This is a genomic window from Streptomyces hyaluromycini, assembly GCF_002217755.1.
Taxonomy (GTDB): Bacteria; Actinomycetota; Actinomycetes; order Streptomycetales; family Streptomycetaceae; genus Streptomyces; species Streptomyces hyaluromycini.
Genome location: NZ_BCFL01000021.1, coordinates 252,281 through 272,510 on the forward strand (window position 1 = coordinate 252,281; position 20,230 = coordinate 272,510).

Annotated in this window: 18 protein-coding genes; 10 read left to right on the forward strand and 8 right to left on the reverse strand. The window is 71.3% G+C overall.

What is annotated here, in order from left to right; all coding sequences use genetic code 11:
- The first annotated feature begins 94 nt into the window (after positions 1-94).
- The 5 genes from pheS (at position 95) to SSP29_RS25505 (ending at position 7,294) form a co-directional block, all read left to right on the forward strand.
- On the forward strand, positions 95-1,216 hold the full coding sequence (gene pheS, locus SSP29_RS25485; protein ID WP_089103129.1) for a phenylalanine--tRNA ligase subunit alpha: 1,122 nt from the start codon (positions 95-97) through the stop codon (positions 1,214-1,216).
- Positions 1,216-3,738: a phenylalanine--tRNA ligase subunit beta gene (gene pheT / locus SSP29_RS25490; RefSeq protein ID WP_089103130.1), complete on the forward strand. Its 2,523-nt coding sequence runs from the start codon at positions 1,216-1,218 to the stop codon at positions 3,736-3,738. The genes pheS and pheT overlap by 1 nt, the downstream gene beginning before the upstream one ends.
- Positions 3,739-4,003: 265 nt before the next feature.
- Positions 4,004-5,140 carry a PP2C family protein-serine/threonine phosphatase gene (locus tag SSP29_RS25495; protein ID WP_089103131.1) on the forward strand — a complete coding sequence of 379 codons (1,137 nt, stop codon included), beginning with the start codon at positions 4,004-4,006 and terminating at the stop codon, positions 5,138-5,140.
- A gap of 211 nt (positions 5,141-5,351) precedes the next feature.
- Positions 5,352-6,692 carry an NsdA family TPR-like regulatory protein gene (locus SSP29_RS25500; protein ID WP_089103132.1) on the forward strand — a complete coding sequence of 447 codons (1,341 nt, stop codon included), beginning with the start codon at positions 5,352-5,354 and terminating at the stop codon, positions 6,690-6,692.
- Between the two features lie 65 nt (positions 6,693-6,757).
- The gene (locus tag SSP29_RS25505; protein WP_089103133.1) at positions 6,758-7,294 is read left to right on the forward strand and encodes an NUDIX hydrolase; all 537 of its coding nucleotides are present in this window, start codon (positions 6,758-6,760) and stop codon (positions 7,292-7,294) included.
- On the opposite strand, the gene SSP29_RS25510 is transcribed toward SSP29_RS25505, so the two are convergent.
- Both SSP29_RS25510 and SSP29_RS25515 read right to left on the reverse strand, forming a co-directional pair.
- Positions 7,291-7,548 (reverse strand): hypothetical protein, encoded by a 258-nt coding sequence (locus tag SSP29_RS25510; RefSeq protein WP_089103368.1) that lies wholly within the window; start codon positions 7,546-7,548, stop codon positions 7,291-7,293. The genes SSP29_RS25505 and SSP29_RS25510 overlap by 4 nt on opposite strands.
- Before the next feature lie 207 nt (positions 7,549-7,755).
- Positions 7,756-8,616 (reverse strand): 3-hydroxybutyryl-CoA dehydrogenase, encoded by an 861-nt coding sequence (locus SSP29_RS25515; RefSeq protein WP_089103134.1) that lies wholly within the window; start codon positions 8,614-8,616, stop codon positions 7,756-7,758.
- A 171-nt stretch (positions 8,617-8,787) separates the two neighbouring features.
- On the opposite strand from SSP29_RS25515, the gene SSP29_RS25520 reads away from it, so the two are divergent.
- Positions 8,788-10,035 (forward strand): glycoside hydrolase family 10-like protein, encoded by a 1,248-nt coding sequence (locus tag SSP29_RS25520; RefSeq protein WP_089103135.1) that lies wholly within the window; start codon positions 8,788-8,790, stop codon positions 10,033-10,035.
- A 37-nt stretch (positions 10,036-10,072) separates the two neighbouring features.
- On the opposite strand, the gene SSP29_RS25525 is transcribed toward SSP29_RS25520, so the two are convergent.
- Both SSP29_RS25525 and SSP29_RS25530 read right to left on the reverse strand, forming a co-directional pair.
- Complete coding sequence (locus SSP29_RS25525; protein WP_089103136.1) at positions 10,073-10,273, reverse strand: DUF1918 domain-containing protein; 201 nt, start codon at positions 10,271-10,273, stop codon at positions 10,073-10,075.
- Between the two features lie 13 nt (positions 10,274-10,286).
- Positions 10,287-11,297 carry an EamA family transporter gene (locus SSP29_RS25530; protein ID WP_089103137.1) on the reverse strand — a complete coding sequence of 337 codons (1,011 nt, stop codon included), beginning with the start codon at positions 11,295-11,297 and terminating at the stop codon, positions 10,287-10,289.
- Here SSP29_RS25530 and SSP29_RS25535 point away from each other — a divergent pair.
- The 3 genes from SSP29_RS25535 to SSP29_RS25545 all read left to right on the forward strand — a co-directional run bounded on the left by SSP29_RS25535 (position 11,296) and on the right by SSP29_RS25545 (position 13,971).
- On the forward strand, positions 11,296-12,771 hold the full coding sequence (locus SSP29_RS25535) for an aminotransferase-like domain-containing protein (RefSeq protein WP_089103138.1): 1,476 nt from the start codon (positions 11,296-11,298) through the stop codon (positions 12,769-12,771). The genes SSP29_RS25530 and SSP29_RS25535 overlap by 2 nt on opposite strands.
- Positions 12,772-12,814: 43 nt before the next feature.
- On the forward strand, positions 12,815-13,261 hold the full coding sequence (locus tag SSP29_RS25540; protein WP_089103139.1) for a GNAT family N-acetyltransferase: 447 nt from the start codon (positions 12,815-12,817) through the stop codon (positions 13,259-13,261).
- A 116-nt stretch (positions 13,262-13,377) separates the two neighbouring features.
- Complete coding sequence (locus SSP29_RS25545) at positions 13,378-13,971, forward strand: histidine phosphatase family protein (RefSeq protein WP_089103140.1); 594 nt, start codon at positions 13,378-13,380, stop codon at positions 13,969-13,971.
- Positions 13,972-14,076: 105 nt separating this feature from the next.
- Here the strand turns inward: SSP29_RS25545 and SSP29_RS25550 are convergent, their stop codons facing one another.
- Positions 14,077-14,520 carry a DUF6314 family protein gene (locus tag SSP29_RS25550; protein ID WP_089103141.1) on the reverse strand — a complete coding sequence of 148 codons (444 nt, stop codon included), beginning with the start codon at positions 14,518-14,520 and terminating at the stop codon, positions 14,077-14,079.
- A gap of 175 nt (positions 14,521-14,695) precedes the next feature.
- On the opposite strand from SSP29_RS25550, the gene SSP29_RS25555 reads away from it, so the two are divergent.
- Positions 14,696-17,182, forward strand: coding sequence for an alpha-L-arabinofuranosidase family protein (locus SSP29_RS25555; protein WP_089103142.1), 2,487 nt, complete (start codon positions 14,696-14,698; stop codon positions 17,180-17,182).
- Here the strand turns inward: SSP29_RS25555 and SSP29_RS25560 are convergent.
- From SSP29_RS25560 to SSP29_RS59955, 3 genes are all read right to left on the reverse strand, one after another.
- Positions 17,169-17,603, reverse strand: a complete 435-nt coding sequence (locus SSP29_RS25560) for a carboxymuconolactone decarboxylase family protein (RefSeq protein ID WP_089103143.1) — start codon at positions 17,601-17,603, stop codon at positions 17,169-17,171. The two genes, SSP29_RS25555 and SSP29_RS25560, sit on opposite strands and share 14 nt — an antisense overlap.
- A gap of 94 nt (positions 17,604-17,697) precedes the next feature.
- Positions 17,698-18,684, reverse strand: coding sequence for a phosphotransferase family protein (locus SSP29_RS25565; RefSeq protein ID WP_089103144.1), 987 nt, complete (start codon positions 18,682-18,684; stop codon positions 17,698-17,700).
- A 162-nt stretch (positions 18,685-18,846) separates the two neighbouring features.
- On the reverse strand, positions 18,847-20,205 hold the full coding sequence (locus tag SSP29_RS59955; RefSeq protein WP_150134897.1) for a transposase family protein: 1,359 nt from the start codon (positions 20,203-20,205) through the stop codon (positions 18,847-18,849).
- Positions 20,206-20,230 lie beyond the last annotated feature (25 nt).

The window sequence follows — 20,230 nt, forward strand, 5'->3', positions numbered from 1 at the left end:
TGTCCTTCACATGGCCGATCAACGGTCTTGGGGACCATCCGCCTGGGGGCACCTCCCAGCGTTAGCTGGGGGACAATCGGAAGCACGGGAAGAGATGTCGGCACCGAATAAGTCGTACGACCCTGTCGAGGTCGAGGCGTTGAAACCGGAAGAGATCGAGCGCATGCGGGACGAGGCGCTCGCCGCCTTCGCCGCCGCGGACTCCCTCGACGCGCTCCAGGAGGCCAAGGTCGCCCACACCGGCGGCGCCTCCCCGCTGGCCCTCGCCAACCGCGAGATCGGCGCGCTGCCCCCGCACGCCAAGGCCGCCGCCGGCAAGCTGGTCGGCCAGGCCCGCGGCGCGGTGAACAAGGCCCTCGCGGGCCGCCAGGAGGAGCTGGAGGCCGAGCGCGACGCCCGGGTGCTGGTCGAGGAGGCGGTGGACCTCACGCTGCCGTACGACCGCGTCCCGGCCGGCGCCCGCCACCCGCTGACCACCCTGTCCGACCGTATCGAGGACATCTTCGTGGCCATGGGCTACGAGGTCGCCGAGGGTCCGCAGGTCGAGGCCGAGTGGTTCAACTTCGACGCCCTCAACATCGGCCCGGACCACCCGGCCCGAGGCGAGGCGGACACCTTCTTCGTACAGGGCCCCGAGGGCGGCACCGAGTCCGGTGTCGTGCTGCGCACCCACACCTCGCCGGTCCAGATCCGCTCGCTGCTCGACCGTGAGCTGCCGGTCTACGTGATCTGCCCGGGCCGCGTGTACCGCACCGACGAGCTGGACGCCACCCACACCCCGGTCTTCCACCAGGTCGAGCTGCTCGCCGTCGACGAGGGCCTGACCATGTCGGACCTGAAGGGCACCCTGGACCACATGGTCCAGTCGCTGTTCGGCGAGGGCATGAAGACCCGGCTGCGGCCGAACTTCTTCCCCTTCACCGAGCCCAGCGCCGAGATGGACATGCTGTGCTACGTCTGCAAGGGCGAGTCCGTCGGCAACCCCGACCGCCCCTGCCGTACCTGCTCCTCCGAGGGCTGGATCGAGCTGGGCGGCTGCGGCATGGTCAACCCGCGGGTGCTCACCGCCTGCGGCGTCGACCCGGAGAAGTACAGCGGCTTCGCCTTCGGGTTCGGCATCGAGCGGATGCTGATGTTCCGCCACAACGTCGAGGACATGCGAGACATGGTCGAGGGTGACGTCCGGTTCACCCGGCCGTTCGGGATGGAGATCTGATGCGGGTCCCGCTTTCCTGGCTGCGGGAGTACGTCGACCTGCCGGCCACCGAGACCGGCCGCGATGTGCAGGCCAAGCTGATTTCGGCCGGTCTGGAGGTCGAGACCGTCGAGCAGCTCGGCGACGGCCTCAAGGGCCCCCTGGTCGTCGGCCGGGTGCTGACCATCGAGGAGCTGGACGGCTTCAAGAAGCCGATCCGCTTCTGCACCGTCGACGTCGGCACCGCCAACGGCACCGGCGAGCCCCAGGAGATCGTCTGCGGCGCGCGCAACTTCGCCGTCGGCGACAAGGTCGTCGTCGTCCTGCCGGGGGCCGTGCTGCCCGGCGGCTTCGCCATCGCCGCGCGCCAGACGTACGGCAGGACCTCCCACGGCATGATCTGCTCCAGCGACGAGCTGGGCATGGGCGACGACGGCACCCACGGCATCATCGTGCTGCCGCCGGAGACCGAGGTCGGCAAGGACGCCATCGAGCTCCTGGAGCTGGTCGACGAGGTCCTGGACATCGCCGTCACCGCCAACCGCGGCGACTGCCTGTCCATCCGCGGCGTGGCCCGCGAGACCGCCATCGCCTACGGCCTGCCGCTGCGCGACCCGGCCCTTCTCGACGTGCCGGGACCGAACGCCTTCGGCTACCCGGTCCAGGTCTCCGACCCGCTCGGCTGCGACCGCTTCACCGCGCGCACGGTCATCGGGCTGAGCCCCGAGGCCCGCTCCCCGATCTGGCTGCAGCGCCGCCTGCAGAAGGTCGGCATGCGCCCGATCTCGCTCGCCGTCGACGTCACCAACTACGTGATGATGGAGCTCGGCCAGCCCCTGCACGCCTACGACCGCAACCTGGTCCAGGGCACCATCGGCGTCCGCCGCGCGGCCGAGGGCGAGAAGATCGTCACCCTCGACGGCGCCGAGCGGAAGCTGCACGCCGAGGACCTGGTCATCACCGACGACCGCGGCCCGATCGGCCTCGCGGGCGTCATGGGCGGCGCCAACACGGAGATCGCCGACCACGATGCCGCCGAGAACGGGGCGAACTCCACGACCGACGTGGTCATCGAGGCGGCCCACTTCGACGCCGTCGCCATCGCGCGCACCGCCCGCCGGCACAAGCTGTCCTCCGAGGCCTCCCGCCGCTTCGAGCGCGGGGTCGACCCGCAGGCCGCGGCCGCCGCCGCGCAGCGCACGGTCGACCTGCTGGTGCTGCTCGCCGGCGGCACCGCCGAGGCCGGTGTCACCGAGGTCATCGCGCCGTCCGCGCCGCACACCATCACCGTCGCGGCGAACCACCCCGACCGGGTCGCGGGTGTCGAGTACGGCCGGGAGACCGTCGTACGCCGCCTCCAGGAGGTCGGCTGCGACGTCTACGGGCAGGACGAGCTGCTCGTCACCGTGCCGTCCTGGCGGCCCGACCTGCTCGAACAGAACGACCTGGCCGAAGAGGTCATCCGCCTGGAGGGCTACGAGAACCTGCCCTCCACGCTGCCCAAGCCGCCGGCCGGCCGTGGCCTCACCCACCGGCAGCGGCTGCACCGCCGGGTGGGCCGCGCGCTGGCCGGGGCCGGCTATGTCGAGGCGCCGAACTACCCGTTCGTCGGCGAGCAGGTCTTCGACCAGCTCGGTCTGGCCGCCGACGACCCGGCCCGCCGCGTCGTCAGGCTGACCAACCCGCTCAACGACGAGGAGCCCGCGCTCCGCACCTCGCTGCTGCCGGGCCTGCTCGGTGCGCTGCGCCGCAACGACGGGCGCGGTGCGCACGACCTGGCGCTGTTCGAGACCGGCCTGGTCTTCCTGCCGCGCGAGGAGCAGGGCATCGCCGGTCACCTGCCGGTCGACCGCCGTCCGACCGACGCGGAGCTCGCCGCGCTGAACGCCGTGCTGCCCGAGCAGCCGCGCCATGTCGCCGTCGTCCTCGCGGGCGCCCGCGAGCAGGCCGGCTGGTGGGGCAAGGGCCGTCCGGCCGACTGGGCCGACGCGGTCGAGGCGGGGCGCGCGGTGGCGCGTGAGGCCGGTGCCGAGCTGATCGTCCGGTCCGGTCAGTACGGGCCGTGGCACCCCGGCCGGTGTGCCGAGCTGGTGGTCGTCGCCGACGGCACCGAGCAGGTCGTGGGCCACGCCGGTGAGCTGCACCCGCGCGTGCTCAAGGCCCTGGGGCTGCCCGCGCGCACCTGCGCGATGGAGCTGGACCTGGACGCCCTGGAGCAGGTCGGCGACGGCACCCCGCAGGCGCCGGGCATCTCGACGTTCCCGGTGGCCACGCAGGATGTCGCCCTCGTGGTGGACAAGCCGGTGCCGGCGGCGGAGGTCGAGGCGGCGCTGCGCGAGGGGGCGGGTGAACTCCTTGAGGCCATCCGGCTGTTCGACGTCTACGAGAATGCTGCGCAGCTCGGCGAGGACAAGAAGTCGCTGGCGTACGCGTTGCGGTTCCGGGCGGGTGATCGGACGTTGACCGTCGAAGAGGCGTCGGCTGCTCGCGATGCGGCAGTTGCCCTTGCCGGGGAGCGTACGGGAGCGGTGCTTCGGGGCTAGTCGCCCTAGGGGGAACTGCTGTCGGCCGGCTGCGGGTTCGTCGTGGCTGATCGCGCAGTTCCCCGCGCCCCTGAAGGGGCGCGTCCGCGAGGGCGCTTACATGTACTGCTACCTGCATAAATGCGGGTGTCTCGTGGGTGGTCACTCATTTGGGTGAGATCCATCGGAGACATGGCCCTTTCGGGGCATGCCGTCGACAGAATCGGACCGGCCTTTCGGGGTCGGTCCGTCTGTTCTGTCAGGCGCCTACATGGGGGCCATTGGCATGATCCGCAGCAAAGCCGGAGTTCCCCGCAGCAGGCGGCCCCGGACGAATTCACGGCCCGGGCGCCGTGCTCTCGCCCTGGGGCTGCCCACGGTGTGGGGAGCCGTCGTGGTCGGCTACAAATTCGGATGCCCGCTGGCCGAGCAGACCGGGCTCGGTGCACGGATCGTCACCAGCGCCGTGTTCTTCGCGGTCGGCACCGGGCTGATACTGCATGTCCGCCGGGCCCTGCTCCGGGAGCTGCGGCAGGCCCGGATGGTCGCCGGCGCCGCGCAGAGCGTGCTGCTGCGGCCGCTGCCGCCCCGGCTCGCCGGGCTGAACGTCGCCGCCGCCCAGCTCTCCGCCGACCGGGGCGCGAGCATCGGCGGCGACCTCTACGAGGCCGTCGCCACCGAACACGGCGTACGGGTCGTGATGGGCGACGTACGCGGGCACGGACTGTCGGCGATCGGAACCGTTGCCGCGGTTCTCGGCAGCTTCCGCGAGGCCGCCCACGACGAACCCGAACTGGGGCGTGTGCTCGGCCGCCTGGACCGCGCCCTCGCCAGACACCTACGCGAACGAGCCAGGGCCGAGCACCCGTCCAGCGGCCAGGACCCGGACAGCCCGGTGGCCGAGGAGTTCGTCACGCTGCTGCTCCTGGAGATCGCGGGAGACGGCGAGCTTCGGGCCATCAACTGTGGGCACCCATGGCCGTATGTGCTGAGCGGGCCGCGAGTCGACGCTCTCTCGCACGCCGATCCGCTGCCCCCTCTCGGTCCGTTCCCGCTGCCGTCGGACCTCACCGCAACCCATTGCGGACAGCTGCTCGACGGCGAGTCACTCGTGTTGTATACGGACGGTGCGGAGGACGCCAGAGACGCGAGGGGGCATTTCTTCTCCTTGCCGGAGACATTGGCGCAAGCCGTACGAGACGAGCCTGTCTCCCCGCAGACCATTCTTCGTACGGTCTTCACGGCCCTGCTGCGCCACACCAACGGCCGTCCGACGGACGACATCGCACTCCTGGTCCTACGGAACGACTGCAACACGCGTCATCGCAGCGCCCCTTCAGGGGCGCGGGGCGATGACATCAGCGGCTCCGCCGCGCGGGCGCGACCAGCCCCCACTCACCCGCAGCCGACAACGCACGGCTAGCCCCCGGACGTCGGCCAAGCCAACGGCCAGGCCACCGCACTGTACGAGGGGGAGCCGGCGGCCCGGCCGGCCTCTTGCGAGGCAATTAAGTCAACCGGCCCGACACGCTCCGCGACAGTGCGCGCACGCTACGGATGCGCGCACTTCGTTCACACCCCGTGTGAACGCAACCGCACTACGCTGACGGCACCAGGCCACCCGGGGGGCATCCATGCAGCCCAACTCTCTGCTCGACGCGATCCTGGACGAGGCGGGGATCTCGCACGCCGGGCTCGCCGCCCACGTCAACCAGGCGGGCCGGACCCGTGGACTCTCGCTGCGCTACGAACACACCGCCGTCGCACGGTGGTTGAAGGGTCAGCGGCCGCGCGGCCAGGTGCCGGACCTGATCTGCGAGGTGCTCGCCGCCCGGCTGCACCGCCAGGTCACCCTCGACGACATCGGGCTCGGCGTCCCCGGCGAACCCAGCGTCCCGCACGCCACCTCGCTCTCCGGTTTCGTGGAGCGGGCCACCGCCCTGTGGCGCTCCGACGAACAGCAGCGCCCGCACATACTCGGCGCCCCCGCCGTCACCGGCACGCCCGCGGTGATGCCGGTGTGGGAGTGGGAGAACCCGCCCGAGGACGTGGACGTCTCGCGCGGCGGGCGGCACCGGGTCACCCCGGCCGACCTGGAGATGCTGCGGGCCGCCCGGGCCCACTACGAGCAGATGTACCGCAAGGCCGGCGGCATGGCGACCCGCACCCGGATCGTGGGCTTCCTCAACGCCGAGGCGGCGCCGCTGCTGCGCGGCAGCTACACGGATGCCACGGGGCGTCAACTGCACCGGGCGACCGGCGGGTTGGTGGCGATCGCGGGCATCTGCGCGTACGACTCCGACGCGCACGGGCTCGCCCAGCGCTACTTCCACCAGGCGCTGCGGCTGGCAAAGGCCAGCGGGGACCGGGGTCTCGGCGCCTACGTCATCGCGCTGCTCGTCAACCAGTCGCTGTTCATGCGGGAGTTCCGGCAGGCCGTCGCCTTCGCGGAGGCCGCGCTGCGCACCGCCGGCAAGCACATCACCCCCGCCCTCGCCTCCGACCTCTACGCGATGCAGGCCAAGGCGTACGCCCACCTCGGCGACGGCACGAGCGCGCTGTCCTGCATCCGGCGGGCCGAGACGGCCGCCGAACGCATCCGGCGGGGCCACGAACCCGACGAGACCGGCTATGTCCAGCCCGGCCTGGTCAATGTGCAGGTGGCCGAGGCGCTGCTCAGCCTCGGCGAGCTCGCCGCCGCCCGTGAACACGCGGCGGCCGCCGTCGACAACCCCGCCCACGACCGGGGCCGGGTGCACCGGCTCGCCATGCTGAGCACCATCGAACTGCGCCAGGGAAACGCCGACAACGCGGTGGCCACGGCCGTGCAGATGGCCGAGCAGGCCCGCGGAATGGAGTCCCAGCGCCTGCGCGACAGACTCCGCGCGGTACGCGAGCACCTCGTGCGCAGCGGCGGTGTGGGAACCGCCGAGGCCGCCGAACTGATCGACGGCGCACTGCGCGTACCGCTCTAGGCGCGGTAGGCCTTCAGAGCCGCTGCTGCGATATTGCCACTTACTCGGCGGAAGGTGGCAGAACCGTGCAGTGGACGAAACAGAACGAACAAACTGTGTATGAAAACCGCTGGTTCAGCGTCAATCTCGCAGATGTCGAGCTGCCGGACGGCCGGCACCTCGACCACTTCCTGATACGGCTGCGGCCCGTGGCCGTGGCGACGGTGGTCAACGAGGCGGGCGAGGTCCTCCTCCTGTGGCGCCACCGTTTCATCACCGACAGCTGGGGCTGGGAACTCGCGGCGGGAGTCGTCGAGGACGGCGAGGACATCGCCGTCGCGGCCGCCAGGGAACTGGAGGAGGAGACCGGCTGGCGGCCGGGAACCCTGCACCATCTCATGACCGTGGAGCCGTCCAACGGCCTCACCGACGCCCGGCACCACATCTACTGGTCCGACTCGGGCGAGTACGTCGGACACCCCGTGGACGACTTCGAATCGGACCGCCGGGAGTGGGTCCCCCTCAAGCTCGTCCCGGACATGATCGCCCGCGGGGAGGTCCCGGCCGCCAACATGGCGGCCGCGTTACTCCTGTTGCATCACATGAGGCTCACCGACGACTAGTGGGCCAGCGCCTGCCAGACCGTGACGACGAGGGCGCCCAGTGCGGTGAGCGCGGCGAGGGAGGGCAGGGGCCAGCGGGCGTGTTCCAGCGAGGCCAGGCGGGTGTTGAGCTCGTCCAGTTCCTTGGCGGTCTCCTTGGTCCGGTGACTGAGCAGGTTCAGCCCTCCCTCGACCTGGGCGTAGGCCACATCGAGGCGACGACGTAACTCTGCGAGTTCTCCTTGGACCACGGGATGCTCCGGTTCGGCGGTCACGGTCCACTCCTTTGCGTGATCGAGGGTGTTGTTCCGCATCCCTTTACATGCGCATGAAGAGTGAACTCGCCTGGTGAGCGCGTGGGGAGAGTGTGCGAAGGGCATATGCGTGCCCGTGGTGCACACGGTGTGTGAAACACGCGGGCCCGGCACCGGTGACGGTGCCGGGCCCGTGGCGCATCGCTCGCTGTAACCGCCGGGGTGTGCTCAGCCGTAGGTGTAGAAGCCCGACCCCGTCTTCCGCCCCAGCCGGCCCGCCTCGACCATGCGCTGGAGCAGCGGGGGAGCGGCGTACAGCGGCTCCTTGTACTCGGCGTACATGCTGTTCGCGATGGAGACGATGGTGTCCAGGCCGATCAGGTCGGACAGCTTCAGCGGGCCCATCGGGTGGGCGCAGCCCAGCTCCATGCCGTTGTCGATGTCCTCGCGGCCCGCGATGCCGGACTCGAACATCCGGATGGCGGAGAGCAGGTACGGCACCAGCAGCGCGTTGACCACGAAGCCGGAGCGGTCCTGGGCGCGGATCGCGTGCTTGCCGAGCAGCTTCTCGGCGAAGAGCTGGGCGCGGCTGATGGTGCCCTCGGAGGTGGTGAGCGCGGGGATCAGCTCGACCAGTTTCTGCACCGGGGCCGGGTTGAAGAAGTGGATGCCGATGACGTGGTCGGGGCGGGAGGTGGCGACCGCCAGCTTCACCAGCGGGATCGAGGAGGTGTTGGAGGCCAGGATCGCGTCCGGGCGGGTCACCACCTGGTCGAGCACCTGGAAGATCTCCGTCTTCACCTGCTCGTTCTCGACGACCGCCTCGATCACCAGGTCGCGGTCGGCGAACTCGCCGAGGTCCGTGGTGAAGCTCAGCCGCGCCAGCGTGGCGTCCCGCTCCTCCTCGGAGATCTTGCCGCGCTCGGCGGCCTTGGCCAGGGAGCCGAACAGCCGGGTGCGGCCGATCTCCAGGGCCTCGCCGGTGGTCTCGGCGACCCGCACGTCCAGACCGGCGCGGGCGATGACCTCGGCGATGCCCGCTCCCATCTGGCCGCAGCCCACGACTCCGACCTTCTCGATGTCGGTCACATCGTCCCCTTCGCTGATCTACGGGCGGCCGGCAGGACCTCCGGATCCGGTGCCTGCTCCGTTCGTGCACGTTACCCGTAAGTATCGATGATCGATCGTCCGGGTGGGGGCATCCTGTGCCGCGAAGGCGATCCGTGACCGAACGGATCCGGAGAGTGAGAGGGTCTTACGATGGCACGAGTGTCTCGCAGGGCGTTCGCGCTGGCGGCGCTGTCCCTGGCGGCGTCGGCGGCACCGGGCGCGTCGGCCGCACCGGGCCCGGCCGCGCCGTCGGGACGGCCCCGCCGGGCGGCCACCGAGATGCGCGGTATGTGGCTGGCGACGGTCTCCAACCGAGACTGGCCCTCCCGTACCGGGCTGCCGGCCGCGGACCAGCGCAAGGAGCTGACCGCCTTCCTCGACAAGGCGGTCGACTACCGGCTCAACACCGTGATGTTCCAGGTGCGGCCCACCGCCGACGCGTTCTGGCCCTCGCCGTACGAGCCCTGGTCGCAGTACCTCACCGGTACCCAGGGCAAGGACCCCGGCTGGGACCCGCTGGGCACCGCCGTCGCGGAGGCGCACGCCAGGGGCCTGCGACTGCACGCCTGGTTCAACCCGTACCGGATCGCCAACAACACCGACCCGGGCAGGCTGGTCGCCTCGCACCCGGCCCGCAAACACCCCGACTGGGTGGTGCCGTACGGCGGAAAGCTCTACTACAACCCGGGCATCCCGGCCGTCCGCACCTTCGTGGAGCAGGCGATCCTCGACGCGGTCGCCAAGTACCCCGTGGACGCGGTCCACTTCGACGACTACTTCTACCCGTACCCGGTGGCCGGCCAGACCTTCGACGACGACGCCGCGTACGACGCCCACGGCGGCGACTTCTCGTCGCGGGCGGCCTGGCGACGGGACAACATCGACAGGCTGGTGGCCGAGATCGCCGACGGGGTGAAGAAGCTGCGGCCCGGCACCCGCTTCGGGGTCAGCCCGTTCGCGGTGTGGCGCAACGCCACCACCGACTCCCGTGGTTCGGACACCAAGGCGGGCGTCGAGACGTACGACGACCTGTACGCGGACACCCGGAAGTGGGTGCAGAAGAACTGGATCGACTACATCGTCCCGCAGGTGTACTGGCAGATCGGCAACTCCGCCGCGGACTACGCCAAGGTGGTCGACTGGTGGGCGGGGGTGGCCAAGGGCTCGGGGACCGCGCTGTACATCGGGGAGGCGCTCTACCAGGCAGGGGCCGCCGACGCCCCCTCGGCCTGGCAGGACCCGGCCGAGCTGTCCCGGCACCTCACCCTGGCCGACCAGTACCCGCAGGTCGGCGGGCACGTGTACTTCGCGGCCAAGGACGTGGCCGCGGATCCGATCGGGGCGCTGTCACGGGTGGTCGCCGACCACTATCAGCAGCCCGCGCTTCCGCCGGGCTGACCGCGAGCGGCCGGCGATCCCCTCGTCTCGTCGCGGGCTACTTCTGCCGGTGGGTCTCCCGGTGCCTGACCTGGCAGTCGGGACCGGGGGACATGATGGCCTCGTGGCCGTCCTCGAAGCGGACCCGGTAGGGCGGAGTGCCCTCGGGGCCGAGTACCTGGACGATTTCCGAGACCTGGTCGTGCTGACCGACCACCCTGCCGTGCTGGACAAGCTGGTCGCCCTCGGATGCACGCATCTCCAGGGCCTCCTCACGATCGCGATCGTTGGGTGACGGCGATGCACACGAGCACGGCGGCGGCCGTGAGTGGAGCGGCCGCGGTGAGGTGCTCGCCCAGCAGCAGCACCGACCACACCAGTGTGAGCAGGGGCTGGGCCAACTGCAACTGGCTGGCCTTCGGAATGCCGACGGCCGCCATGCCCCGGTACCACACCACCAGACCGAGGAACTGCGAGCCGGCCGCCACCCACAGCACACCGGCCACTCCGTGCGCGTTCCAGACCACCGGCTCGTACGACAGCGCGACCACGGCGGCCGGCACGGTCAGCGGCAGGCAGAACACCAGCGCCCAGCCGATGACCTGCCAGCCCGGCATGATCCGGGCCAGCCGGCCGCCCTCGGTGTAGCCGGCCGCGCACACCACAAGGGCCGCGAACAGATAACCGTCCGCCGCCGTGAACGCCCCGCCGCTCTGGGCGACCGTGAACGCCAGCACGGCCGCCGCGCCGGCCAGGGCCGCCGCCCAGAAGGTGCGGGAGGGACGGATGCCCATGCGCAGGGCCGAGAAGAGGGCGGTGGTCAGCGGGAGCAGGCCCACCACGACGGCCGCGTGCGAGGTGGTGGAGGTCTCCAGAGCGAGCGTGGTCAGCATCGGGAAGCCGAGGACGACCCCGGCCGCGACGACCGCCAGCCCCGCCAGGTGCCGGCGCTCGGGCAGCCGTACCCGCAGGAACAGCAGGCAGCCGCCCGCCATGGCCGCCGCGAGCACACTGCGCACCGCCACCAGCGCCCACGGCCCGAAGCCCTCCAGGCCCCAGGCCGTGGCCGGGAAGGTGAGGGAGAAGGCGACGACACCGAGCGCGGCCTGCAGGGTGCCGAGCCGCTGGGCGGAACGGACGGCCGGGAAGCCGGCCGGGGCGTCGGTCGGGGAGCCGGCCGGGGCGTCGGTCGGGGAGCCGGCCGGGGCGTCGGTCGGGGAGCCGGCCGGGGGCGTGCTGACCGCTATCGAAGTCGGATCGGTAGCGCTACTCTGTGCTCTCATGCAAGAGCGTAGCAGTGTGCTGGAACTGGCGGAACAGCTGCGACGGGACCTCGACCGCTACTCACCTGGTGGAAAGCTCCCTTCGAGCCGGGCTCTGGTCGAGCGGTTCCGGGTGAGCCCGGTGACCGTCTCCCGGGCGCTTGCCCAGCTGGTCGCGGAGGGGCTGGTCGTCACCCGGCCCGGCGCCGGTGCCTTCAAGGCCCCGCCGCGCACCGCGGCCGAGCCCGCCGGGGACACCTCCTGGCAGGAGGTGGCGCTGAGCGCCGACGGCGCCCTCGACGTGGTCCCGCGCACCGTCGACGCCTCCGGGGTCACGGTGTGCCTGGCCGCCCCGCCGCCCGGCGTCCTGGAACTCAGCGGCGGCTACCTGCACGCCTCACTGGAGCCCGAGCGCGCGATGTCGGCGGCACTGGCGCGGGCCGGCCGCCGTCCCGGCGCCTGGGGCCGGCCGCCGCTCGAAGGCCTTCCCGAACTGCGCGAGTGGTTCGCGCGGGACATCGGCGGCGCGGTCACCGCCGCCGAGGTGCTGATCGCGTCCGGCGGCCAGTCCGCCCTGGCCACCGCCCTGCGCGCACTCGCCCCGCCCGGCGCCCCCGTCCTGGTCGAGTCGCCGACCTACCCCGGCATGCTCGCCATCGCCCGCGCCGCCGGCCTCCGCCCGGTCCCGGTCCCGGTCGACCCCGACGGCGTGAAGCCCGCCCTCCTCGCCGACGCCTTCCGGGCCACCGGCGCCCGGGTCTTCGTCTGCCAGCCCCTCTTCCAGAACCCGACCGGCGCCGTGCTCGCCCCCGACCGCCGCGCCGAGGTGCTGCGCATCGCCCGCGCGGCCGGCGCGTTCGTGATCGAGGACGACTTCGTACGACGGCTGGTGCACGCGGACGCGGGCCCGCTGCCCCGCCCGCTCGCCGCCGACGACCCCGACGGAGTCGTCGTCCACGTCGGCTCGCTCACCAAGGCCACCTCACCGAGCTTCCGGGTGGCCGCCCTGGCCGCCCGCGGCCCGGTCCTGGAACGCCTGCGCGCCATCCAGATCGTCGACACCTTCTTCGTCCCCCGCCCGCTCCAGGAGGCCGCCCTGGAACTCGTCGGCTCCCCGGCCTGGCCCCGCCACCTGCGCAACCTCGCGGCCGAGCTGAAGACCCGCCGCGACGCGCTCACCGGCGCCCTCGCCCACCACATCCCCGAACTCGCCCTTCCGCACATCCCCTCCGGCGGCTACCACCTCTGGCCGCGCCTGCCCGACGGCACTGGGGGCACCTCCCAGGCTTTCGGCACTGGGGGAGACGCGACCCTCACCGCCGCCGCCCTCCGCGCGGGCGTCGCCATCACCCCCGGTCGCCCCTACTTCAGCGCCGAGGCCCCGGCCGCCCACGTCCGCCTGAGCTTCGCCGCGGTCGCCGGGACGGGGGAGATCCTGGAGGGGGTACGACGGCTGCGGGCCGCGTGCGACGAGGTGCTGCGTCCCAGAACCTGAAATCCGATCGACGCCCGGCCGCCCGACCGGTGAGGATCCCCGCATGAGCGACACACCCGGCCTCCCCGAGGGCTACGAGTTCTCCGCAGACACCGACCGAGTGGACGTCGAGCGCGTCCACCGCTGGCTCTCGACCGACGCCTACTGGGCCACCGGCCGCCCGCTGGCGCAGCAGGAGCGCGCGATGACGGCCTCGCTCAACTTCGGGGTCTACGACAGCGTCACCGGGGAGCAGGTGGCGTACGCGCGCGTGGTGACCGACGGGGCGCTGTTCGCCTGGCTCTGCGACGTGTACGTCGACCCCTCGGTACGCGGCAAGGGCGTGGGCACGGCGATGGTCGGCGCGGTCCGCGAGCACCTGCGGCCGTCCGGCGTGCGGCGCGTGCTGCTGGCCACCCACGACGCCCACGGGGTCTACGCGAAGCTCGGATTTGCCCCGCTCGAACACCCGGACCAGTGGATGGCGCTCTACTACCCGTCGCCCGAGTGACATTCCGGCCGACTTGTCGGACACCTCCTGACCTCTGAGTAACATTTCCTCCACGTCCGACAACTCACAGCCCGATCGCCCTTGACCTGCGCACATGCGCGTCACACCATCGCCGCATGCCACTTCGGGTCACGTTCGTCGCGGCCGCGCGCAGCTCACCGCTGCTCGCGGAGCGCTTCGAGGACGATCGCCCGCTGGACACGGCGGGCTGGGACGAGGTGCAGCGCGTAGCCGGTGAGCTGCTGCCCCTCGCGGCGGCCGAGCTGCGCTACTGCTCGCCGACCCCGCGCAGCCGCGCGACCGGCGACGTCCTCGGTTACGCGCCGCTGGTCCAGCTCGCCCTGCGCGACTGCGACATGGGCCGCTGGCGCGGGCTGACGCTGGGCGAGGCGATGGCCAGGGAACCGGACCAGGTGGACGCCTGGCTCAGCGACCCGCGCGCCACCCCGCACGGCGGCGAGTCGCTGCTGGCGTTCATCTCCCGGGTCGGCGGCTGGCTCGACACCCGTCCCGTGGACGACGGCGGCCGCATCGTCGCCGTCGCCGAGCCCTCGGTGATCCGGGCCGCGCTGGTCTACGCCCTCAAGGCGCCGCCCTCGACCTACTGGAACATCGATGTGCGCCCGCTCTCGACCACCACGGTGACGGGCCGGGGCGGCCGCTGGAACCTGCGCTTCGACACGGCGTGGGCTCAGGCCTCCCGTACGTAGCGCTCCGCTGGGAGGGGCCGTGATGGGTCGTCGGTCGGCTGCGGCGCCGTCGTGGCTGGTCGCGCAGTTCCCCGCGCCCCTTACGGGGCGCTGCCGAATCGTCCCTCAGCGGTCGCGGGCGTATTCGGTTACCAGCACCAGGTCCTTCGCCGGGCCGCCTACCCGCCACACCGTGTGCCAGTGGTCGGCGTCCCGGACCGTGAACTCGCCCCGGTAGAGGTCGGCCGAGCAGGGGTGGTCGGTGATGTACCGGCCCGATGTCAGGTCCAGGTCGTGGAAGGGGCGGTCGTCGGCGAAGCGTACGTCCGCCGTGCCGGGGCGCGGGCCGGGCAGGAAGCGCAGGGTGCGTTCGGCGGGCCGGGCCACGCCCTGCCAGGTGAACGTCCCCGACTCCTCGTGCAGCAGGCCGCCGCCGTCCAGCGGGCGGAACACCGTGGCCCCCTCGAAGCGGCCCTCGTCCCCGCTCGCCAGGTCCCGCACGGTCCGGTCCACCCGCCACCGCCCGGCCAGATGCGCCAGTACGTCCGTCACCGGCCAGAACTCGCCCACGGTCGTCCCTTCGTCGGCCCACAACCCTACGCCGCCCCCAGTCCTCGGCCGAGGCGCCCGCCACCCCCGCCCCATTGACGCGCTCATGACCCCTTACCTATCTTGCCGTTCGAAGTGCTGACCGCCGTCCGGTATTTCGGACGATGCAATTCTCCTCACGAGCCGCGGAGTATCCATGTCACGCACCACGCGCACCCGGCTGAGACTCGGCCTCGGGGCAAGCGCTTTCCTTCTCGCTGCCGGCCTCCTCCCGGCCCCCGCCCACGCCGAGGACGTCACCGACTACTCGATCACCGTCGACCCGGCCACCCCGGGCGCCAGTATCGACAAGACGATGTACGGCGTCTTCTTCGAGGACATCAACCGCGCCGCCGACGGCGGCCTGTACGCGGAGCTGGTCCAGAACCGGTCCTTCGAGTACACGGCCGACGACAACAAGTCGTACACCCCGCTCACCGCCTGGACGGTCACCGGCGGCGCCCAGGTCGTGAACGACGACGGTCGTCTGAACGCCCGCAACCGCAACTACCTGTCCCTGTCCGCCGGTTCGGCCGTCACCAACTCCGGCTACAACACCGGCATCCGCGTCGAGGACGGCAAGAGGTACGACTTCTCGGTCTGGGCCCGCGCCGAGGGCCGTACATCACTGACCGTGTCGTTGCAGGACTCCGGCGGCGCCCTCGCCACCGCCCGCCAGGTGGCCGTGAAGAAGAACGGCTGGGCCCGGTACAAGGCGACCTTCACCGCCACCCGGACCAGTTCTGCCGGCCGCCTCACCGTGGCCACCGCGGACGACGCCGCGCTCGACATGGTCTCCCTCTTCCCGCGCGACACCTACAAGCACGAGCCCAACGGCCTGCGCAAGGACCTCGCCGAGAAGATCGCCGCCCTGCACCCGGGCTTCGTCCGCTTCCCCGGCGGCTGCCTGGTCAACACCGGCTCCATGCAGGACTACAGCGAGGCCTCCGGCTACCAGCGCAAGCGGTCCTACCAGTGGAAGGACACCGTCGGCCCGGTCGAGACCCGCGCCACCAACGCCGACTTCTGGGGCTACAACCAGAGTTACGGCCTCGGCTACTACGAGTACTTCCGCTTCGCCGAGGACATCGGCGCCATGCCGCTGCCCGTCGTGCCGGCCCTGGTGACCGGCTGCGGCCAGAACCAGGCCGTCGACGACGACGCGCTGCTCAAGCGGCACATCCAGGACACCCTCGACCTAGTCGAGTTCGCCAACGGCCCGGTGACCTCCAAGTGGGGCAAGCTGCGTGCCCGGATGGGCCACCCCAAGCCCTTCCACCTCACGCACATCGAGGTCGGCAACGAGGAGAACCTGCCCGCCGCGTTCTTCGCCCGCTTCACGCAGTTCCGGACGGCCGTCCAGGCGAAGTACCCGTACATGCAGGTGATCTCCAACTCCGGCCCGGACGACTCCGGTACGACCTTCGACACGGCCTGGCAGCTCAACAAGGACGCCAAGGTCGACATGGTCGACGAGCACTACTACAACAGCCCGCAGTGGTTCCTGCAGAACAACGACCGCTACGACGCCTACGACCGGAGCGGCCCGAAGGTCTTCGTCGGCGAGTACGCCTCCGGCGGCAACACCTTCAAGAACGGCCTCGCCGAGGCCGCCTACATGACCGGCCTCGAACGCAACGCGGACGTCGTCAAACTCGCCTCCTACGCCCCGCTGTTCGCCAACGAGGACTACGTCCAGTGGAGCCCGGACATGGTGTGGTTCAACAACCACGCCTCCTGGGGCTCGGCGAACTACGAGGTCCAGAAGCTGTTCATGAACAACGTCGGCGACCAGGTCGTGCCCTCCACGGCCACCGGCACCCCCTCCCTGCTCGCCCCGATCACCGGTGCCGTCGGCCTGTCCACCTGGAACACCAGCGCCGCCTACGACGACGTCAAGGTGACCGGCGCCGACGGGAACACGCTGCTCACCGACGACTTCTCCGGTGACGCCGCCCAGTGGACGCACACCGGCGGCGGCAGCTGGGCGGTCCAGGACGGGCAGTACGTCGAGACCTCCGACACCGCCGAGAACACCATGGTCCAGGCCGGTGACACCGGCTGGCACGACTACGACCTGCACGTGAAGGCCGTCAAGAAGTCCGGCAAGGAGGGCTTCCTCGTCGCCTTCGGCGTCAAGGACACCGGCAACTACTACTGGTGGAACATCGGCGGCTGGAACAACACCCAGACCGCGGTCGAGCAGGCCGTCGACGGCGGCAAGTCGACACTGATCGCCAAGCCCGGTTCGGTCGACACCGGCCGGGCCTACGACGTCGACATCAAGGTGCGGGGCCGGCAGGTGACCTTGTACCTCGACGGGCAGGAGTGGGGCAGCTTCACCGACGACAAGCCGGCCGAGCCGTTCCGGCAGGTCGTCACCGAGGACAAGAAGACCGGCGACCTGATCGTCAAGGTCGTCAACGCCCAGTCCGCGGCGGCCCGTACGGCCCTCGACCTCGGCGGCGCCGACGTCGGCAAGAAGGCCAGGGTGACCACCCTCGCGGCGGCGCCCGACGCGGTGAACACCGAGATGTCCACCGCGGTCGCCCCGGTCACGCCCACCTTCACCGGCGTCGCCGACCGGTTCACCTACACCTTCCCGGCGAACTCGGTCACCTTCCTGCGGATCAGGCAGAAGTAGCGTCCGGCGCGGGCTGCTGCCCGACCGGCAGCAGCCCGCGCTCCGCGAAGACCTTCTTGGCGACGAAGGTCGCGTTGAGCGCCTTGGGGAAGCCGCAGTACCCGGCCGCGTGCATCAGGGCCTCGACTATCTGCTCCGGGGTGAGGCCCACGTTGAGGGACGCGTTGATGTGCACCTCCAGCTGGGGCTCGCAGCCGCCCAGCGCGGTGAGCATGCCCAGGGTCACCAACTGGCGGTCACGCGGCGCGAGTTCGGGCCGGGCGTAGATCTCGCCGAAACCCCAGGAGACGATCTGGTGGCCCAGTTCGGGGCTGATGTCGGCCAGCGAGTCGATGACCCGCTGCCCGGCCTCGCCGTCGACCTTCCGCAGGACCTCCAGACCACGGGCGAAACGCTCTTCACGGGTGGTGCTGTCGCTCATGTCAGCTCTTCCCTTCTCCTCGGGAGCGGTTGTCCGCCGGTCACGACGAGAACGCTAGGAGTTGGAGTGTGCTCCAGGTCAAGCCGGCGCCGGGTCACTCCAGCGCGCGCAGTGCGGCGACCCGTTCGGCCAGGTAGCGCCGGGTCCAGCCGGCATGGTCCCCGTCGTAGCCGCGCGGGCCGCACTCCACGACAAGGATCAGGCCCAGGTAGAGGCCGTACAGGGCCAGGCGATGGCGCAGGGCGGGGGAGAGGTCGAGGTGGCCGCCCGCCGCCCGGTACCCGGCCACCAGGTCGCTGTCCGGGCCGATGTCCCCGCCGAACTCCAGGGAGACCAGTTCGGCGGCCGGGTCGCCCCAGAAGGCCCGTTCGTGGTCGATGAGGCCCGTGATCCGGGGCGCGTCCGCCCGGTCGTCGACGAAGATGTTGCCCGGCCACAGGTCGAAGTGGACGAGCCTGGGCTCGGTGACCCGGTCGAGTGCCTGGCCGCCCTCGGCCACCAGGGTCCGTATCCCGGTGGCGGGCACCCCGAGGTAGGCGCCCCAGCGGGCCGCGTCCTCCAGCACGGCGTCCACCATGGCCGTGAAGGCGGTGCGCCAGTCGGCGGCGGACAGCTCCGCCTCGGGCGCCGGATAGCCGAACCGGCCGTCCTCGGCGGTCAGGGTGTGCAACCGGGCTGTGATGGCGCCCAGTTCGCGGCGCAGCGCCGAGGCGGTGGCGGCCGGGAGACGCTCGGCCGCCTTGTCCCAGGGGGTGCCCTCCAGCACGGAGACGGCGAGGAAGTCCTCTCCCCGGTACAGCAGTTCGGGGGTCGGCACCACGCCGTCGGGCAGGCCGGCCAGGCGCCGGTAGACCATGGCCTCGGTGCCCATGATCCCGCGCTCGTACCGCAGCACGGGGGCCTCGGCGGGCGGCGCGAGCTTCACCACGGCCGCGCGTCCGTCGTCGAGACGGACCCGGTAGGCGGTGTTGAACCAGCCGTCGGTCAGTTCCGTCTCCAGCCGGCATCCGACGCCCGTCGCCTCCCGGAGGAGGGCGTCGAGTCCGGCGGCGGACAACCGGCGCTTGGTCAGGCTCTGCATGCGGCGACTCGCTCTCGTCCGGCGGTGCGATGCGTGCGGTGCGGTGCGGTGCGGTGCGGTGAGCCTCCGCCAACTTGAAATCACAGGTCAAAGAGCTGGTGTGACCGGTTCTCGGGGTGCTCACGCTGGTCGTGGGCGACAGTCCGCGGAGTAGATCATCCGTCAGCGGTTGACTTCGAGGTTCGTCAGAACGAGCAGGCTGCGCAGGAGGTGGGTGGCGCGGGCGGGGTCGGTGCGGAGTTTGGTGAGGGTCCGCCAGTTCTTGAGGTGGGCGAATCCGTGTTCGACCGGTGCGCGTCCGGTGGCGAGGACGCGGTTGGCGGTCTTCTGGCCGGGGGTGAGCTTGTGAGCGCGGGTGGCTGTGAAGCCGGTGACGATCACGGGGTCGCGTACGTCGTTGTCGAGGCCGCGGAAGCCGAGGTCCGCCAATGCGCCGAGACCGGCGGCGCGCAGGTGGGCCAGAATGTGGTCGTGGCGGGCGGCCGTGATGTCGTGGGTGCGGCCGGGCCGGGCGGCGGATATCCAGATCAGGCGGCCTTTCTCGTCGGTCACGGCGAGGAAGTGCAGGCCGTGATGGCGGTATTTGCCGGAGGAGTCTTGTCGGTCGGCCTTTCCTGTGCGGCGTCGGGTGGGGATGAGGGTGCCGTCGATCAGGACTACCTCCCCGCCCTGCTTGGCCACCTTCTTCAGGGCGCGGTCCAGGCGCGGAGCCTGCGCGGCGAGGAGGGCGATCAGCTCGTCGCGCCAGCGGCGGACGGTGGACTCGGACACATTGCTGGCGCCGGCCACGTCGGCCAGGCGCTGGTCGTGGCGCGGCACGGCCAAGACGATCACCGTGATCCTCCCGGGCGGCAGGATCCGCCACCTGGACCGAATCGCCTTCAGGTGGCGTCGCAGTAGATCGGCGAGGTACTTGACGGTGCTCGTGGACAGCGGCAGACGGCACTGGTAACCAAGCGGGCAGGTGTCGTCGGCGCGTTCTTTGGATCTCGTCACACAGTTCCAACGGCCGCCGGGGGCACCCCGGTTACGCCCGCACCCCACCACTCCGGGCGCCGGCGTCCCTGGTCGCAGGCAGGTGGTGAACCGGCCGTCGGGTAGTTTCCGCAGCCAGCCGCGATCGACGAGTCTGACCAGTCTCCCGCGCAGCGGTTCCAGCTTGGCCCGCACACTGACGTCGATTCCCAGCGCGTCACCGACCTGCCGGGCCATGACCGGTCCGGCGGCCTGCCGCACGGCGGCGAGAATGCGCTGGTAGTCCGGCGGGAGTGTGCTCTCCTCCACGCCTGACGTGCGGTGCGGGATCAGCGTCACCGCTCGTCCGCCCACCTGCCCGGGCGCCGGCGTGACCGATGCCCGTTCGTTGGCGAGCTGTTCGCTCACCCGTTCAAGGACGCGTTCGGCGACGGCGAGTTCGTTCCGCTCGGCCCGTACCTCCGCCGACTGCTTGGCCAGCTGCTCTTCGAGTTCGTCCAGTTCCGCGCGCCGCGCGGTGATCCGTTCCAGCAGCTCAGGATCCATGCACCGGATCGTAGAAGGCCGTCCA

Excerpts from the sequence above, each read along its gene's own strand:
- pheS (WP_089103129.1), top strand. The coding sequence starts at position 95 with ATGTCGGCACCGAATAAGTCGTACGACCCTGTCGAGGTCGAGGCGTTG.
- pheT (WP_089103130.1), top strand. The coding sequence starts at position 1,216 with ATGCGGGTCCCGCTTTCCTGGCTGCGGGAGTACGTCGACCTGCCGGCC.
- SSP29_RS25495 (WP_089103131.1), top strand. The coding sequence starts at position 4,004 with ATGATCCGCAGCAAAGCCGGAGTTCCCCGCAGCAGGCGGCCCCGGACG.
- SSP29_RS25500 (WP_089103132.1), top strand. The coding sequence starts at position 5,352 with ATGCAGCCCAACTCTCTGCTCGACGCGATCCTGGACGAGGCGGGGATC.
- SSP29_RS25520 (WP_089103135.1), top strand. The coding sequence starts at position 8,788 with ATGGCACGAGTGTCTCGCAGGGCGTTCGCGCTGGCGGCGCTGTCCCTG.
- SSP29_RS25525 (WP_089103136.1), bottom strand. The coding sequence starts at position 10,273 with ATGCGTGCATCCGAGGGCGACCAGCTTGTCCAGCACGGCAGGGTGGTC.
- SSP29_RS25535 (WP_089103138.1), top strand. The coding sequence starts at position 11,296 with ATGCAAGAGCGTAGCAGTGTGCTGGAACTGGCGGAACAGCTGCGACGG.
- SSP29_RS25530 (WP_089103137.1), bottom strand. The coding sequence starts at position 11,297 with ATGAGAGCACAGAGTAGCGCTACCGATCCGACTTCGATAGCGGTCAGC.
- SSP29_RS25540 (WP_089103139.1), top strand. The coding sequence starts at position 12,815 with ATGAGCGACACACCCGGCCTCCCCGAGGGCTACGAGTTCTCCGCAGAC.
- SSP29_RS25545 (WP_089103140.1), top strand. The coding sequence starts at position 13,378 with ATGCCACTTCGGGTCACGTTCGTCGCGGCCGCGCGCAGCTCACCGCTG.
- SSP29_RS25555 (WP_089103142.1), top strand. The coding sequence starts at position 14,696 with ATGTCACGCACCACGCGCACCCGGCTGAGACTCGGCCTCGGGGCAAGC.
- SSP29_RS25560 (WP_089103143.1), bottom strand. The coding sequence starts at position 17,603 with ATGAGCGACAGCACCACCCGTGAAGAGCGTTTCGCCCGTGGTCTGGAG.
- SSP29_RS25565 (WP_089103144.1), bottom strand. The coding sequence starts at position 18,684 with ATGCAGAGCCTGACCAAGCGCCGGTTGTCCGCCGCCGGACTCGACGCC.
- SSP29_RS59955 (WP_150134897.1), bottom strand. The coding sequence starts at position 20,205 with ATGGATCCTGAGCTGCTGGAACGGATCACCGCGCGGCGCGCGGAACTG.